This is a genomic window from Corynebacterium sp. HMSC077D03 (assembly GCF_001808545.1).
In the GTDB taxonomy this organism is placed as follows: domain Bacteria; phylum Actinomycetota; class Actinomycetes; order Mycobacteriales; family Mycobacteriaceae; genus Corynebacterium; species Corynebacterium simulans.
The window spans coordinates 40185-53919 of the sequence record NZ_KV793669.1 but is presented as its reverse complement, the minus strand read 5'-3'; the positions used below and the strand labels follow the sequence as shown (position 1 = coordinate 53919).

Below are 13735 nucleotides of genomic sequence, written 5' to 3'. Positions count from 1 at the left end.
GTACTATTGCAGGTTATGCGTACTCGTGAACAGCTAAACGCCGTTATTAAGGCCTATGACGTCCGTGGCGTCGTGGGTGAAGACATTGATGAGAATTTCGTCCGCGACACCGGTGCCGCTTTCGCGGCTATTTTGCGCGAAGAAGGCGAGAAGACGGTGGCTGTGGGCCACGATATGCGTCCTTCTTCGCCGGCGTTGTCTGCTGCCTTTGCTGAAGGCGTAGCTTCGCAGGGCCTAGACGTGGTGAAGTTGAACTTGACCTCCACTGATGAGCTCTACTTTGCAGCAGGCTCCATGGAATGCGCTGGTGCGATGTTTACCGCCTCGCATAACCCAGCCAAGTACAACGGCATCAAGCTTTGTCGCGCTGGTGCTGTCCCAGTGGGCCAGGAGACCGGCTTGGAAGCAATCAAGGACATGCTCGTAGATGGTGTTCCAGCCTACGACGGCGCCGCAGGTTCCGTCTCCGAGCGTGAGGTCCTGCCTGACTACGCAAACTTCTTGCGCTCTTTGGTTCCGCTGGAGTCTTCCCGCCCGCTCGTTGTGGCCGTGGATGCAGCAAACGGCATGGGCGGACACACGGTTCCGGCGGTCTTCAAGGGCCTTCCTTTTGACGTGCGCGAGCTGTTCTTCGAGCTAGATGGCACCTTCCCGAATCACGAGGCTAATCCTTTAGACCCGAAGAACCTCGTGGACCTGCAAGCTTTTGTAAAGGAGCAGAAGGCAGACATCGGTCTCGCCTTCGATGGCGACGCCGATCGCTGCTTCGTGGTCGATGAAAACGGCGATGCAGTTTCGCCTTCTGCTATTTGTGCACTTGTCGCGGAGCGCTACCTCAAGAAGTTCCCAGGCTCGACCATCATTCACAACCTGATTACCTCCAAGACGGTCCCGGAGCTTATCGCTGAAAACGGCGGCAAGGCTGTGCGTACCCGCGTGGGTCACTCCTTCATCAAGGCCCAGATGGCCAAGGAGAAGGCTGCCTTCGGCGGTGAGCACTCTGCGCACTACTACTTCCAGGAGTTCTGGAACGCGGACTCGGGCATGCTCGCTGCGATGCACGTGCTAGCTGCGTTGGGCGAATCCGATAAGCCGCTTTCTGAACTCATGGCGCAGTACTCGCGTTATGAAGCTTCTGGTGAGATTAACTCCACCGTGGAGGATCAGAAGGCTGCTACGCAGGCAGTGCTCGACGGTTTGGCTGAGGAGATTGAGTCCGTCGATGAGCTCGACGGCGTGACCGTGGAGCTGAAAGGCACCGATGCGTGGTTCAACGTGCGTGCTTCCAACACTGAGCCGCTGTTGCGCCTGAACGTCGAGGCAAAGACTGCTGATGAGGTCGATGCCATCGTGGAGAAGGTTCTCGGCATCATCCGCGCTTAGGCGCTTTCCCCGTGCGGGCGCCTTCGCGCAGGCCGTCTTTCTGCGCGTACCGTTTCCTGTAAATAGTGAACCCAAACAGGCTAGCTGTGCCAGCCTATTTGCAAGAAACGGTACATTCGCGGAGGCTGAGCCGCGGGTGAGCGCCGCCCTAGCCGAGCCGCAGGGCGTGGCCGCGCCGCAAAACACAAAAAGCGCCAGCACAATGCTGGCGCTTTTATGCGGGAAAATTAGCCGCGGGAGTGGGTAACCATGTCCTCCCACTCGACGTACTTCTTGCGCTCGCGGCCTTCTGCCTCACCAAGCGCACGCTCGGCAGCGTCGAGGTTCTTCCAACCATCCCAGGTCAGGAACTCGATGCCTGCTTCGGACAAGGTTGCGGTGATGTCCTCGTCGGAGGAGTGGGAAAGCTTGCCAGCCTCGGCGTCCTCGAGCAACATACCGATGGTCTCCGTTGCATCAGACTTGGTGTTGCCAATAAGTCCGACCGGGCCACGCTTGATCCAGCCCGTGGCGTAAAGGCCCGGAACGATGCTGCCGTCCTGCTCGATGACGTGGCCACCATCGTTGTTGATGACGTTTTTGTCGGTATTGAAAGGAACGGTATCGATGGCATCGGAACGGTAGCCTACGGCGAGGTAAACAGCCTGGACAGGCCACTCGGTGAACTTGCCGGTGCCGCGAACGTTGCCGTCACCAGTCAGCTCCGTGCGTTCGGTCTTGATGCCGGTGACCTTGCCGTTCTCGCCGAGGATTTCGACCGGCTGCTCGAAGAGGTGAATCTGCAGGGTGTGCGGCGCATCCTTCGGCTCGCGGATGGCGTAGCCCTCGAGGGTCTGGCAGACCAGATCCTGGGACTTAGAGTTTGCACGTGCTTCGAGAGAAGCTTCGTCGTAGTCGATGTCTTCTGGGTCGACAACAACGTTGATGGTCGGGGAGTGGTCCAGCTCCTTGAGCTCGAGCGGAGTGAACTTAGCCTGTGCGGGGCCGCGGCGGCCGAAAACGCGGACCGTTTCAGCCTGGTTCTTGGCCAGGGAGTCATAAACATTGTCTGGGATTTCGGTGACCTTGAGCTCGTCGCCGGTCTTCGCCAAGATGCGGGCGACGTCGAGTCCAACGTTGCCCACGCCCACGACGGCTACTTCCTTTGCGCTGAGATCCCACTCGCGGTTGAAGCGGGGGTTGCCATCGTAGAAACCAACGAACTCGCCTGCGCCGTGGACGCCTTCGAGGTCTGCGCCTGGGACGTCGAGGTTGCGGTCGCCGACAGCGCCGGTTGCGAAGACGACTGCGTCATAATGCTCCTGTAGCTGAGCCACGGTGAGGTCGCGGCCGATGTGCACGTTGGAGATGAGGCGAATTTGCTCGGTTTCCAAAACGCGGTGCAGGGAGTTGACGATGCCCTTGATGCGTGGGTGGTCCGGCGCCACGCCGTAGCGGATCAGGCCGAAGGGAGCTGGCATCTGCTCGATGAGATCGATCTCAACATTGCCACCGGTCTTTTTAACCAGGATGTCAGAGGCGTAGATGCCTGCTGGGCCAGCGCCGATGACGGCTACCTTCAGTGGGGCTTGCGACATGTCAGTAGTGGGCCTTTCCTCAAGATTCTTACGGAATATTGGAACGACTAGCGCTAAACGCTAAAAGCTATCGTTCAGGTACTGGTCGTAATACTAGTCGTTCTAATTCCTTTTATGAATATTAGACTGATTAGTCTGCTGAAACTTCGTGAGCGTGGGGTTTATTGAACCGCGTTAACGTAAATCCGGCAACCTGGTTATTTAGATTCTTCCAGCTTGGCGATGTTGTCGCAGGTCACATTGTAAAGAGTGGTGAAATTAATCCGAACCGCTTTGTCTATTGAGGTTAGACAGGTAGGTTTTTGGCAACCACTACGAAAGGCAATTGTTCACCGCCATGACTACCGCAACGAAACCTACCGCCAAGTCTCGTACGCGCAAGCCAGAAGGACAATGGAAAATCGACGGTACAAAGCCGCTTAACGCGGACGAGGAGATCAAGCGCGAGGACGGTGGTCTCTCCGCCCGCCAGCGTGTCATCGATATCTACTCCAAGCGGGGCTTTAAGTCCATCCCGCCGGAGGACCTTGCGCCGCGTTTTAAGTGGCTTGGCCTTTATACCCAGCGCAACCAGAATCTGGGAGGCGAGCAAACCTCCAAGCTCAGCAATGCGGAGCTGCAGGATGAGTACTTCATGATGCGCGTGCGCTTCGACGGCGGCCGCGTCAGCCCACAGCAGCTGCGCACGGTGGGGGGAGATCTCGCGGGATCATGCGCGTTCCACCGCGGATTTCACGGACCGCCAAAACATCCAGCTGCACTGGATTCAGATTGAGGACGTCCCGGGTATCTGGGAAAAGCTGCGCGCGGTGGGCCTCGATACTTTGTTGGGCTGTGGCGACGTTCCCCGCGTCATCTTGGGCTCGCCGGTGGCGGGAGTCGCGGAAGACGAAATCATCGACGCCACCCCGGCCATCGATGACATCGTGGCTAACTACCTCCCGCGCGAGGAGTTCCACAATCTCCCGCGCAAGTTCAAGACGGCCATTTCGGGCAATCGCCGGCAGGACGTTACTCACGAGATTCAGGACATCGCGTTCGTCGGCGTCGATCACCCCGAGTACGGCCCTGGTTTCGACTGCTTCGTCGGCGGCGGCTTGTCCACGAATCCCATGCTTTCCCAGTCCTTGGGCGCTTGGGTGCCGCTTGAGCGTGTACCGGAGGTGTGGGCCGGCGTGGCTCGCATCTTCCGCGATTATGGCTACCGCCGCAATCGCAATCGAGCGCGCCTGAAGTTCCTAGTCGCGAAGTGGGGCATCAAGAAGTTCCGCGAGGTGCTAGAAAATGAGTACTTGGACGCCCCGCTTGCCGACGGCGAGCCCCTTACCGTCGAGCCTGGCTCCCGCGACCACCTCGGCGTGCACAGACAAAAGGATGGCAACTTTTATCTCGGCGTCAAGCCCACCGTAGGCCACGCCACGGGCGAGCAGCTCATCGCTATTGCCGACGTCGCGGAGCGTTTCGGCATTACCCGCATCCGCACCACGCCGATGAAGGAACTTCTCTTCCTCGACGTCAAGGAAGCCGATATTCCGGCTCTTTCGCGGGCGCTCGATGAGACCGGTTTGTACTCACAGCCATCTGAGTTCCGGCGCGGCGTTATTTCCTGCACCGGCTTGGAGTTCTGCAAGCTTGCGCACGTGACCACGAAGGCCCGGGCGATTGAGCTGGTGGACATCTTGGAAGACACCTTGGGCGACCTCGACGTGCCGATTTCCATTGCGCTCAACGGCTGCCCGAATGCTTGCGCGCGTTCCCAGGTCTCGGATATCGGACTGAAAGGCCAGATAGTCACCGATTCCGAAGGAAACCGTGTTGAGGGCTTCCAGGTGCATCTGGGTGGCGCGCTCGGGCTCTCCCCGGACTGGGGGGCGCAAGCTGCGCGGGCACAAGGTCATCGCGGATGAGGTCCCAGACTATGTCATCCGGTTGGTGCAGAAATATAAGGAGCAGCGCGAGGAAGGCGAGCAGTTCCGCCACTGGGTCCTGCGCGCAGATGAGGAGGATCTGCAGTGAATTTTCGTCGCGAGCCGAATCCGAACCGCAACCATCCGATGTACTGCCCCTACTGCGGCGGCATGAACCTCTTTCCCGATGAGGAAGGCGATTTCGCTTGGAAGTGCTGCGAGTGCCTGCGTATCTTTTCCGTGATGTTCCACGGTCAGGATGATGCGCCGGTAGCACCTGCCAAGGCGGTTTCTTCCAACGAGGCGTTGCAACGATCGCTGCAACGTCGCGGGCATCTGTCTACGGCTAAGCAGGATGCAAGCGCGGGGAGCAGACGATGAGCGCACTGATTACGCTTTCACATGGTTCGCGCCATCCAGAGGCAGCTCTTGGTATTGAGGCTTTGACGCGAAAGGCGGCGGCGCTTGCCGGCACCACATCTTATGAAGCGGCTTACCTCGATTTTCACGAAACTGACCTGGAAGCTGCAGCACAACGAGTAGCTGCCGCGGGGCAGAGGGAAGCGGTGGTCGTGCCACTGCTGTTTACGCAGGGCTATCACCTGCGCGTGGATGTGCCGGAAGCGATCGATCGCGCTGCACATTCCGCCGGGCTGCGGCTGCTGCAAGGAGAAGGCTTAGGCACCGGTGCCGACATCGCGGAGCTCTTAGCAGCGCGTGCGATGGCGCCGCAGACAGGTAAGAAGCCACAGCATCTCGTCATCTATGCCGTGGGCTCTTCGGACGAGAAGGCGAATAGCGCTGTGTGCGACCTCGCTGCGAATGTAGAAAGCCTCACCCATCTGCCTACCTCGGTGGTGTTTGCAACACGTGGTGGGAAAGAGGGCGTCGCCAAGCAGGTGCGCCGCCAAGGCGAGGTGCGGGTGCTGCCACTGTTTAGCACGGCAGGGCTGTTGCTGGACCTGCTCGCGGATTCCCCTGCACAAGTAGACTCCCCGCTAGGCACTGACCTTGCTGGGGTTGTTGCTGACCGTTTTGCCCATGTAGCGGGCTTGTCCACCCAGACTCACATGCTTGCACAGATCGGATAAAAAATGCGGTCGTTCATTCTGATTGCTCTAGCCGGCGCTGCGGCACAGCTTGTCGACGGCGGAATTGGCATGGGCTTCGGCGTAACCTCCACGACCATGCTGCTCTTGGCTGGTCTTGGGCCGGCACAAGCCTCTGCGGTGGTGCACACGGCGGAACTCGGAACGACGCTGGTATCAGGGATTAGCCATTGGCGCTTTGGAAACGTGCATTGGCCAACGGTATTCAAGCTCGGGCTGCCCGGGGCGCTCGCGGCCTTTCTGGGGGCGAGCGTGTTGTCTAATATCTCGACTGCGGCTGCGGCGCCGATAACCGCGTTAATTCTTGCAGGCATTGGAACCAACCTCGTGTGGCGTTTCGCGCGCCTGCAAAAGAAGCCTTCGGCCTATCGCAGCAAGCATTCCGCGGGATTTCTAGCCGGCCTAGGGATAGTCGGCGGATTCGTCGATGCCACTGGCGGCGGTGGATGGGGTCCGATATCCACCTCGACGATGATGGCGATCGGTAAAGAGCAGCCGCGGCGCATCGTGGGAACCGTTAATACGGCGGAATTCCTGGTGACTTTCGGCGCGACTGCCGGGTTCCTGGTGGGGCTGTGGAATGACATCGTGGCTAATTTGGCAGCGGTGATTGCGCTGCTGGTTGGCGGGGCGGTTACGGCACCGATTGCCGCTTGGTTGATTTCGCGCGTTAACCCGGTGGTGCTGGGCGGTTTTGTCGGTACTGCAATTGTGGCGCTGAACATCGGCAAGGTAATAAGCGGGGCTGAAACCTACTTCGGTTGGGCCATCGCGCCTTGGTTCGTGGTGGCTGTGCAGATCCTCGTGGTTGTAGCGGGAGTGGCTGCTACGGCGATTGGTGCTCGACGCACACGTGCGGCGCGCACTGCTGAAGAAGCAGCCGAGGAGGCAGAGCGTGAAGCGCATGCGGCATTCCACGCTGCGGTGCCACACCGCCCGCGCGGGGGCCGCGGCTTCAAGGTGGTGGCGCAAACTGCCCCGGAGCTCAGCCGGACCAAGGAGTACTGGCCGCTGCAGGCGAACTAAGCCAGGTGGCGTTTACTGCGCATCCTGGCTGTTTAGCCCGGCGACCTCGCCGATGACGAAGACCGCGGGCGGGGCAACCTGCTCTTTGCTGACAGTCTCCGCGAGATCCCCGAGGACGCACTTGTAGACCCTTTCGCTGGCCATTGTGCCCTCCTGGATGATGGCCACAGGCGTCGATGCGCAACGACCGCCATTGATAAGCGCCTGGGCGATGGCTGCAGAATTCTTCACGCCCATGATGATGCTGAGCGTAGCCCCCGATTGCGCTAGCGCTTGCCAATCCACCAAAGACTTGGCGTGGCCTGGCGGCAGGTGACCGGAAACCACTGTGAATGCATGGACAATGCCGCGCTGGGTGACGGGCACGCCTGCCAAAGCAGGAACCGAGATGGCGGAGGTAACGCCAGGGATTACTTCCACCGGAATGGACGCGGCGGTAAGTGCCTGCAGTTCCTCAAAACCGCGGCCGAAGACATACGGGTCGCCGCCTTTCAAGCGGGCTACTTTTCGGCCGGCGAGCGCATGCTCGATGAGGAGCTCGTTGATCTTTTCTTGGGAGGTTTGGCGCTTATACGGCAGCTTGGAGACATCGATGAGTTCTTTGCTTGCAACGTCGCAGAGCTTGTCCAGCTGCTGCACTGGACCCAGGTGATCCGCCAAGATAATCTCCGCCTCTTGCAAGGCGTGCATTCCACGTACCGTGATGAGGTCCCACGCGCCGGGGCCGCCACCAATCAAAACGACGGGGTGAATCTGCGGACTTTCTGCTGCAAACATGCTGGTTGATTCTAGTTGAGGTATTTCACCTCACGTGCAAAAAGGGATTATATACCTGGGGTTTTATTCATAATTGGCTGGGGAAGTTCTAATAAGCACTACTGCGTGTCCGAGGGCCAGACTATGCTCGGCGGCATGGATAGTGCTTACTATGATGGCGCAGCTTATGACCCAGAAACCGTGCGTTATTTCGACGTCGCTCATGAAGGAGCCCAAATCAGGGTCTTAGGCGGTGCTATCTCGCAGTTGGCCGGTCTTTTGGGCGGGGCTAAACCGCGCTGCCTGGTCATTTTGCCTACTGATCAGATAGCCCGCGCGGCTGCCTATACAGCGGTAGGGCTGGCCGAGCCAGCGCGCATTCCGTTGGTGGTGGCGGAATCGCTCCCGCACTTTGTTGGAGCCTTGGATGTTGTCGTGGTGGTAGGTGAGCGTGCGGAGTGTGACTGGGCCTCCCGTGCACTTATTGCTGCGGATAAGAGGGGAGCCGCAACTGTACTGGTCGGGCCCTCGCGCGGTCCACTCGTGGAGGACGCTCCCGAGTCCACCTTTGTGGCGCCCACTTTGCCCACGGCGGAGGGCGCCTCGCCGGCTCGGTTCATCGCCGCGCTGTATGCGGTGGCTGCGGTCCTCGAAGAAGAAGGGGAGCTCGTAGCCCGCAGGTTGGAGGAAGCCGCCGACGCAGTGGACCGCGAGCTGGAGTCGCTTAGCCCAGAGCATGATTCCGCAACTAACCCCGGCCGCGAGCTACGGGAATTTGTGGAGGGCGCGAGGGTTATTCATTCCTGCGGCGTCGACCCATATTCCTGGTCAGAGGAGCGTTCCGGAGTATTTATCAATGCCCTGGTTGCCCGCATGGCCGCCGCGGTTTGGGCTGCGCACGGTCTGGGCGGTACTTTTGCTGACCCTGAGGCGTTGCCACATATTTTGGAGCGCGCACAGCAAAGAGGTGGAACAGCGGTGCGTGACATATTCTTTGACCCGCAGATAGACCCGCCAGAAGAAAATGCTTTGGTACCATTGAAAATTGTTTTGTGGGGAGAGGAAGAGGCGAACCTTCCCCATTCAATCGCTGAATCGAGCAATGATCCTGAACCCGCCTTAGGGGAATTGGCGCGCGCTCTTCAGTTCATTACGCGCAGTTATGCCGCGACCGCCTACGAGATTTCTTAAAAGAAGGAAGCAATACATATGCAGCTGCTCAACAGCGCAACCCGCAACTACTCCTGGGGCTCACGGACCATGATTCCTGAGCTCAAAGGTGATCCCGCGAGCGATACCCCGGTAGCCGAGCTCTGGTTCGGCGCGCATCCGGGGGACCCTTCAACCGTTGATGGCCAGCGCCTCGACGAGGTTATTGCAGCCGCTCCGGCGGAGCAGTTGGGCAAGCGCGTGCAGCAAGACTATGGCAAGCGCCTGCCTTTCTTGCTGAAGATATTGGCCGCCGCAGAGCCGCTGTCTTTGCAGGCGCACCCCTCTAAGGCGCAGGCGGAAGAGGGTTTTGCCCGCGAAAATGAGCAGGGTATCGAGGTAAGCGCCACGAACCGCAACTACAAGGATGACAACCACAAGCCGGAGCTCATAGTGGCACTCACTGAGTTCTACGCCATGGCTGGCTTTCGGCCCCTCGAGCGCACGCTGGAGCTGCTGAAGGCTTTGGAATGCCCTGAGCTCGAGCACTACCTGAACATGCTCCTGCCGGAGGCCGCCGCGGAGTCGGAAAACTTGCGCGCGCTGTTTACCACTTGGATCACTATCCCGGCTACAAAGCGTAAGGAACTCATCGCAGCAATCGTCGAGGCTGGTGAAAAGCTGATCGCGCGCCTTGAAGCAGAACCAGCGGATTCGGCTGCGGCGTGGATGGCACGCGATATGCGCACAGTCATCAGCCTGAACGAGCAATACCCAGGTGACATCGGTGTCTTGGGAGCGCTTTTGCTCAACCACGTGGTCTTGCAGCCCGGCGAGGCTGTGTACCTCAACGCCGGCGCGCTGCACGCTTATGTCTCGGGCCTTGGCGTGGAGATCATGGCGAACTCCGACAACGTCCTGCGCGGCGGCCTGACCCCGAAGTTCGTGGATGTTCCGGAATTGGTCAAGGTCCTCACTTATGAAAGCGTGGATGATCCGCGCGTGCAGCAAAAAGAGAAGAGCGTAGAAGAAACCCTGCACGGCGCTAAGGCTTGGGCCTATCCGGTGCCGATCGATGAATTCATCTTGGACCGCGTAGAGCTCTGCGCAGACGATACCGTTGAGCTGAACTTCGATGGTCCGGCTATTGCGCTGTGCACCGGTGGGGAAGTGGAGCTGCGTGACAACGAAGGCCAAGAGCTCAAGCTGCAGCCGGGGCAGGCGGCATGGCTGCCAGCAGCAGAGGAGACCGTAGTGGCGCGGGTTGCAGCGGGCGAGGCGAGCCAGCTCTTTATCGCTCGTGTCTAGGGCCTGCTAGGAGACCTGTAACGTCACCGCGAATTACCTCCGCCATGGAAACTACATCCTTGCGCTCAATAAAACCCTCGGCCTCTGCCTGAATGACGTCGCCGCCTTCGACGAACGTGGCATCTAAATCTTCGACGATAACCGTAGAAGCGCCCACCAGTTCGCCGCTAAGCTCGCGTGCGTCCGGAGTGTGCGAACCCAGTGCGACGAAGATGACAACGCGCAGCGGCTCGTTCGCCGTGGATGAAGCGTTGCCAGGGCCTTCCAGAAAATCGACAATTGTGGCAACCGAAACCGCGGGAGTGCGCAAATTGGTTACCGCTTGACCATCGAGCAGTTGCACTGGGGCCTCAGCGAGGTTAGTTGCCTGACCTGCGGCCGTAGTCGCGCCGGTGGTCGGCGCTTCCGTTGGGGTAGGAGCCTAGCCGGTTGGATCGGAGATATCGACGGCTTCGGTCATGTTGGTGTCCTCGACATCAACAGCAGTCGGCTCCTTAAAAGTATCTGCATAGGTCGGCTCGGAGCTTGGCTGCGGGGCATCAACGGTATCGCCGCTGCCTCCAAAAGTTGGCGCTGTATCGGTAGCAGGAACTTCCGTGCCGTTCATCTTGCCTGGGGTGGCTTCGCCCGAAGGAGAAGGCTCGACGGGCTGAGCCGCCGTGGGCTGGCCGGAGTCGGAATCCCCGGGCTTTGGACGGACGGTTTCAGTCAGGCTTGGCTGCGTGTTGTTTGGTGCAGAAGCTTGGCTGGTTGGCTGTTGCGCAGTTGCCTGCGTAGAAGTGGTTGGTGCAGCAGTGCCGGAGGCGCTGTTAGAAGGCTCCTGTGGGTAGCCCGTTGCGTAGGTGCCGTTGGCATTCTGTTGCGCGGTGGCGTGGGACTGGGAGGAGAGGTTCTCCGGGCGGTAAACCGACGTGGGGCCAGTGTTAGAGGTGCTGCCGGTAAAAGCGTTTGGGGCCAAGAATGGGTCATTCTTGAGTGCCACGGCGCGCTTGCGGGAAGAGCTGTCTTTGTGGCTCTTGCTGCTGTGCTTGGAGTGGGGGCGGCTGCTCGTGGTGGGAGTTTGCGAGGTGCGCTTGCTTTGCGACTCGGTTTCGCCAACCTGAGTTACAGACTCGCTGGTGCTGTGCGACGCCACGGTGTCAGGCGTGGAAACACGCCAGACACCGTAGCCTACGAACAACGCGAAAAGGAGACCGAGGGCGATAAAGACATACACGCGACGTGCATCGGGCTTCATCGTACGCTCCTTTCCTTCTCAAGCCACCTATGGAGGGTTCTAAGGGGAATGGCTTAGTTCTAACCGTTACAATAATGGACTTCAAAGAAATAGCTTCCGACCAGCGGGGATGCGGGCTGGAAACTGATATGTGTAACAACTCGGTAACGACCATACCATGTAAGAGTATTTAGTGGAATAGGCATCTTACGTATCGCCATGTAGGCGGAAGTTTCCTTGAAAGAGTGTTTCGGAAATTGGTTTAGCTAGTTCGGCTTTCGCTTCGCAGTGCGCAGCCGGGGAAGTTCTGCGTCCTACACGGCCCAAGGTGCCTGTCCGCCTGGACTGAATTGGCGCTTGACCTTTGTTTCCGCGCTTAGCCTAAAGTGTGTTGATTCTCTCTGTGGTTTTTAACGTATAAATTGACTGTGGCAACGCACTGACAAAAGCAGCGGCAGCGGCTAGATATAGAAGTAAACATCGCGGGAAGATTTCTCCCCTTCATCAACTGTCTGCCCGCGGTGGAGGCCACCAGCAGTAGAACTTTCGCGTTATATCAAAGGAGAGCGCAATGAGCACTTGGGACGAAGACATCTTTGCAGATGACGTCAACGTTGATTTCCTGGATGAACTCGCCAACCTTGATGACGAGGACATCGTTGAGTCTGTATCTGATGCTTGTGCCTTGGCTACGAATGACAATTCCGTTTCTGAAGAGGAACAGCGCAATGCACTAGCGGCCGCTACCATCGCCGCCATCTGGGCCGGTGCGCCGTTTAGCGCCGGTGAAATTGTTTCTTCCTATCCGTTTATCCGTGGGCTTGCCGGCTCCGGCAGCGAAGAGCTCAACGAGCAGGCTCTGGAATTGCTGGAGGGCGTGGAAGAAGATTATGACCTCGAAGCATTCATTGAGGCTTTGTCCTAATAATGCTGGTTAGCATCGAAGGAATTGACGGTGCGGGCAAGAACACGCTCGTAAACAAGATTAAAGGCGAGCTTTCTGTAGAAGTCGATGTCTTGGGCTTTCCGCGCTATGAAGAATCCGTGCACGCGCAGCTGGCCCAAGAGGCTCTCTACGGCCGGATGGGGGACTTAACGGATTCCGCCTATGCCATGGCCACCCTCTTTGCTCTTGACAGGTTTGGCGCAAAAGACCGCCTGTTGGAAGCGCAAGAGGGCAAAGACCTGCTGATTTTGGACCGTTACGTGGCCTCAAACGCCGCCTACTCGGCCGCGCGCTTGGGTACCGATGAGGTCGTAGACTGGGTCTACGATCTTGAGTTTTCGCGTTTGGGGCTGCCTAAGCCCAGCCTGCAGATCTTTCTCGACACCGACGTCGAGCTCGCCGCAGCCCGCGCCGAGGCGCGCGCAGCCGAGGACGCCGGCCGTGCCCGTGACCGATATGAAAAAGACAGTGATCTCCAGACGAACACTGCGGCGGCGTATCGTCGATTAGCGGAACGTGCGTGGGGCGGACGCTGGATCGCCACCGCTGATACCGATATGATTGTGCAATCTGTCAAGGAACTCGTAGAGGAGTAGGAAAATGGCGCCGAAGATTCTGGTCGTTGACGATGATCCAGCCATCTCGGAAATGTTGACCATCGTTCTTGAGGCCGAAGGCTTCGAGCCCATCGCTGTTACTGACGGCAATGAAGCAGTTCCTGCTTTCCACGAACACGAGCCAGAGCTCATCCTGCTTGACCTCATGCTGCCGGGCATGAATGGCGTTGATATTTGCCGCGCCATCCGCTCGGAATCGGCAGTTCCTATCGTTATGCTCACCGCGAAGACGGACACTGTCGACGTAGTGCTTGGCTTGGAATCTGGCGCTGATGATTACATCACCAAGCCCTTCAAGCCGAAGGAGCTGGTTGCCCGCATTCGTGCGCGCCTGCGCCGCACCGACTCTTCCTCCAGCGAGCTCATCGAGGTCGGCGACCTAGTCATCGACGTCCCAGAACATACCGTCAAGCGCGTCGACGGCGAGGAGCTTTCACTTACCCCACTGGAATTCGACTTACTTCTCGAGATGGCACGCAAGCCTGGCCAGGTGCACACCCGTGAAGCGCTACTGGAATCCGTCTGGGGCTACCGCCACGCTTCTGATACCCGTCTCGTCAATGTGCACGTGCAGCGTTTGCGCGCCAAGATCGAGCACGATCCGGAAGACCCGCAGATCGTCCTGACCGTCCGCGGCGTTGGCTATAAGACCGGCAAGACTGGCGCCGGCGAATAAAGAGGACCCGCAGCTATTTTTGATTGGTTTAAGCGTCTGCAGGATGGCGTTGTAGATAAGTGGCG

General features: G+C 58.8%; 13 protein-coding genes and 1 pseudogene. 10 read left to right on the top strand and 4 right to left on the bottom strand.

All coding sequences use genetic code 11. The features are described from left to right. Nucleotides 1-15: 15 nt before the first annotated feature. Entirely contained in the window at nucleotides 16-1383 is a 1368-nt protein-coding gene (locus HMPREF2888_RS02460) for a phosphomannomutase/phosphoglucomutase (protein WP_070518158.1), read from the top strand. Nucleotides 1384-1610: 227 nt separating this feature from the next. Here HMPREF2888_RS02460 and HMPREF2888_RS02455 read toward each other — a convergent pair whose 3' ends face one another. Continuing rightward, nucleotides 1611-2960, bottom strand: coding sequence for an FAD-dependent oxidoreductase (locus HMPREF2888_RS02455; RefSeq protein WP_061920981.1), 1350 nt, complete (start codon nucleotides 2958-2960; stop codon nucleotides 1611-1613). 337 nt (nucleotides 2961-3297) lie between these two features. On the opposite strand from HMPREF2888_RS02455, the pseudogene HMPREF2888_RS13270 reads away from it, so the two are divergent. The 4 genes and pseudogenes from HMPREF2888_RS13270 (at nucleotide 3298) to HMPREF2888_RS02435 (ending at nucleotide 7002) form a co-directional block, all read left to right on the top strand. Further along, nucleotides 3298-4976 (top strand): annotated as a pseudogene (locus tag HMPREF2888_RS13270) (nitrite/sulfite reductase). Continuing rightward, nucleotides 4973-5248 (top strand): hypothetical protein, encoded by a 276-nt coding sequence (locus HMPREF2888_RS02445; protein ID WP_061920984.1) that lies wholly within the window; start codon nucleotides 4973-4975, stop codon nucleotides 5246-5248. Before HMPREF2888_RS13270 ends, HMPREF2888_RS02445 begins: the two are co-directional and overlap by 4 nt. Then, on the top strand, nucleotides 5245-5958 hold the full coding sequence (locus HMPREF2888_RS02440; RefSeq protein WP_070518156.1) for a sirohydrochlorin chelatase: 714 nt from the start codon (nucleotides 5245-5247) through the stop codon (nucleotides 5956-5958). The genes HMPREF2888_RS02445 and HMPREF2888_RS02440 overlap by 4 nt, the downstream gene beginning before the upstream one ends. 3 nt (nucleotides 5959-5961) lie before the next feature. Continuing rightward, nucleotides 5962-7002, top strand: coding sequence for a sulfite exporter TauE/SafE family protein (locus HMPREF2888_RS02435; protein ID WP_061920989.1), 1041 nt, complete (start codon nucleotides 5962-5964; stop codon nucleotides 7000-7002). A gap of 12 nt (nucleotides 7003-7014) precedes the next feature. On the opposite strand, the gene cobA is transcribed toward HMPREF2888_RS02435, so the two are convergent. Next, nucleotides 7015-7779, bottom strand: a complete 765-nt coding sequence (gene cobA / locus HMPREF2888_RS02430; RefSeq protein WP_070518154.1) for a uroporphyrinogen-III C-methyltransferase — start codon at nucleotides 7777-7779, stop codon at nucleotides 7015-7017. A 135-nt stretch (nucleotides 7780-7914) separates the two neighbouring features. On the opposite strand from cobA, the gene HMPREF2888_RS02425 reads away from it, so the two are divergent. Further along, the gene (locus HMPREF2888_RS02425; protein ID WP_070518210.1) at nucleotides 7915-8949 is read left to right on the top strand and encodes an exopolyphosphatase; all 1035 of its coding nucleotides are present in this window, start codon (nucleotides 7915-7917) and stop codon (nucleotides 8947-8949) included. An 18-nt stretch (nucleotides 8950-8967) separates the two neighbouring features. After that, complete coding sequence (gene manA / locus HMPREF2888_RS02420; protein WP_062041815.1) at nucleotides 8968-10215, top strand: mannose-6-phosphate isomerase, class I; 1248 nt, start codon at nucleotides 8968-8970, stop codon at nucleotides 10213-10215. On the opposite strand, the gene HMPREF2888_RS02415 is transcribed toward manA, so the two are convergent. Next, complete coding sequence (locus tag HMPREF2888_RS02415) at nucleotides 10199-10558, bottom strand: hypothetical protein (RefSeq protein WP_062041813.1); 360 nt, start codon at nucleotides 10556-10558, stop codon at nucleotides 10199-10201. The genes manA and HMPREF2888_RS02415 overlap by 17 nt on opposite strands. 78 nt (nucleotides 10559-10636) lie before the next feature. Further along, nucleotides 10637-11452, bottom strand: coding sequence for a hypothetical protein (locus HMPREF2888_RS02410; RefSeq protein ID WP_062041810.1), 816 nt, complete (start codon nucleotides 11450-11452; stop codon nucleotides 10637-10639). A gap of 550 nt (nucleotides 11453-12002) precedes the next feature. Here HMPREF2888_RS02410 and HMPREF2888_RS02405 point away from each other — a divergent pair. The 3 genes from HMPREF2888_RS02405 to mtrA are packed head-to-tail and all read left to right on the top strand — an operon-like array spanning nucleotide 12003 to nucleotide 13670. Beyond that, complete coding sequence (locus HMPREF2888_RS02405; RefSeq protein WP_061920998.1) at nucleotides 12003-12356, top strand: DUF4259 domain-containing protein; 354 nt, start codon at nucleotides 12003-12005, stop codon at nucleotides 12354-12356. Nucleotides 12357-12358: 2 nt separating this feature from the next. After that, complete coding sequence (locus tag HMPREF2888_RS02400; protein WP_070518153.1) at nucleotides 12359-12973, top strand: dTMP kinase; 615 nt, start codon at nucleotides 12359-12361, stop codon at nucleotides 12971-12973. Between the two features lie 4 nt (nucleotides 12974-12977). Continuing rightward, nucleotides 12978-13670: an MtrAB system response regulator MtrA gene (gene mtrA, locus HMPREF2888_RS02395; protein ID WP_061921002.1), complete on the top strand. Its 693-nt coding sequence runs from the start codon at nucleotides 12978-12980 to the stop codon at nucleotides 13668-13670. Nucleotides 13671-13735: the final 65 nt, after the last annotated feature.

What these genes read in the sequence shown, in the direction of transcription:
- mtrA (WP_061921002.1), top strand. Translation starts at nt 12,978, where the DNA reads ATGGCGCCGAAGATTCTGGTCGTTGACGATGATCCAGCCATCTCGGAA.
- manA (WP_062041815.1), top strand. Translation starts at nt 8,968, where the DNA reads ATGCAGCTGCTCAACAGCGCAACCCGCAACTACTCCTGGGGCTCACGG.
- HMPREF2888_RS02455 (WP_061920981.1), bottom strand. Translation starts at nt 2,960, where the DNA reads ATGTCGCAAGCCCCACTGAAGGTAGCCGTCATCGGCGCTGGCCCAGCA.
- HMPREF2888_RS02440 (WP_070518156.1), top strand. Translation starts at nt 5,245, where the DNA reads ATGAGCGCACTGATTACGCTTTCACATGGTTCGCGCCATCCAGAGGCA.
- HMPREF2888_RS02410 (WP_062041810.1), bottom strand. Translation starts at nt 11,452, where the DNA reads ATGAAGCCCGATGCACGTCGCGTGTATGTCTTTATCGCCCTCGGTCTC.
- cobA (WP_070518154.1), bottom strand. Translation starts at nt 7,779, where the DNA reads ATGTTTGCAGCAGAAAGTCCGCAGATTCACCCCGTCGTTTTGATTGGT.
- HMPREF2888_RS02435 (WP_061920989.1), top strand. Translation starts at nt 5,962, where the DNA reads ATGCGGTCGTTCATTCTGATTGCTCTAGCCGGCGCTGCGGCACAGCTT.
- HMPREF2888_RS02405 (WP_061920998.1), top strand. Translation starts at nt 12,003, where the DNA reads ATGAGCACTTGGGACGAAGACATCTTTGCAGATGACGTCAACGTTGAT.
- HMPREF2888_RS02400 (WP_070518153.1), top strand. Translation starts at nt 12,359, where the DNA reads ATGCTGGTTAGCATCGAAGGAATTGACGGTGCGGGCAAGAACACGCTC.
- HMPREF2888_RS02425 (WP_070518210.1), top strand. Translation starts at nt 7,915, where the DNA reads ATGGATAGTGCTTACTATGATGGCGCAGCTTATGACCCAGAAACCGTG.
- HMPREF2888_RS02460 (WP_070518158.1), top strand. Translation starts at nt 16, where the DNA reads ATGCGTACTCGTGAACAGCTAAACGCCGTTATTAAGGCCTATGACGTC.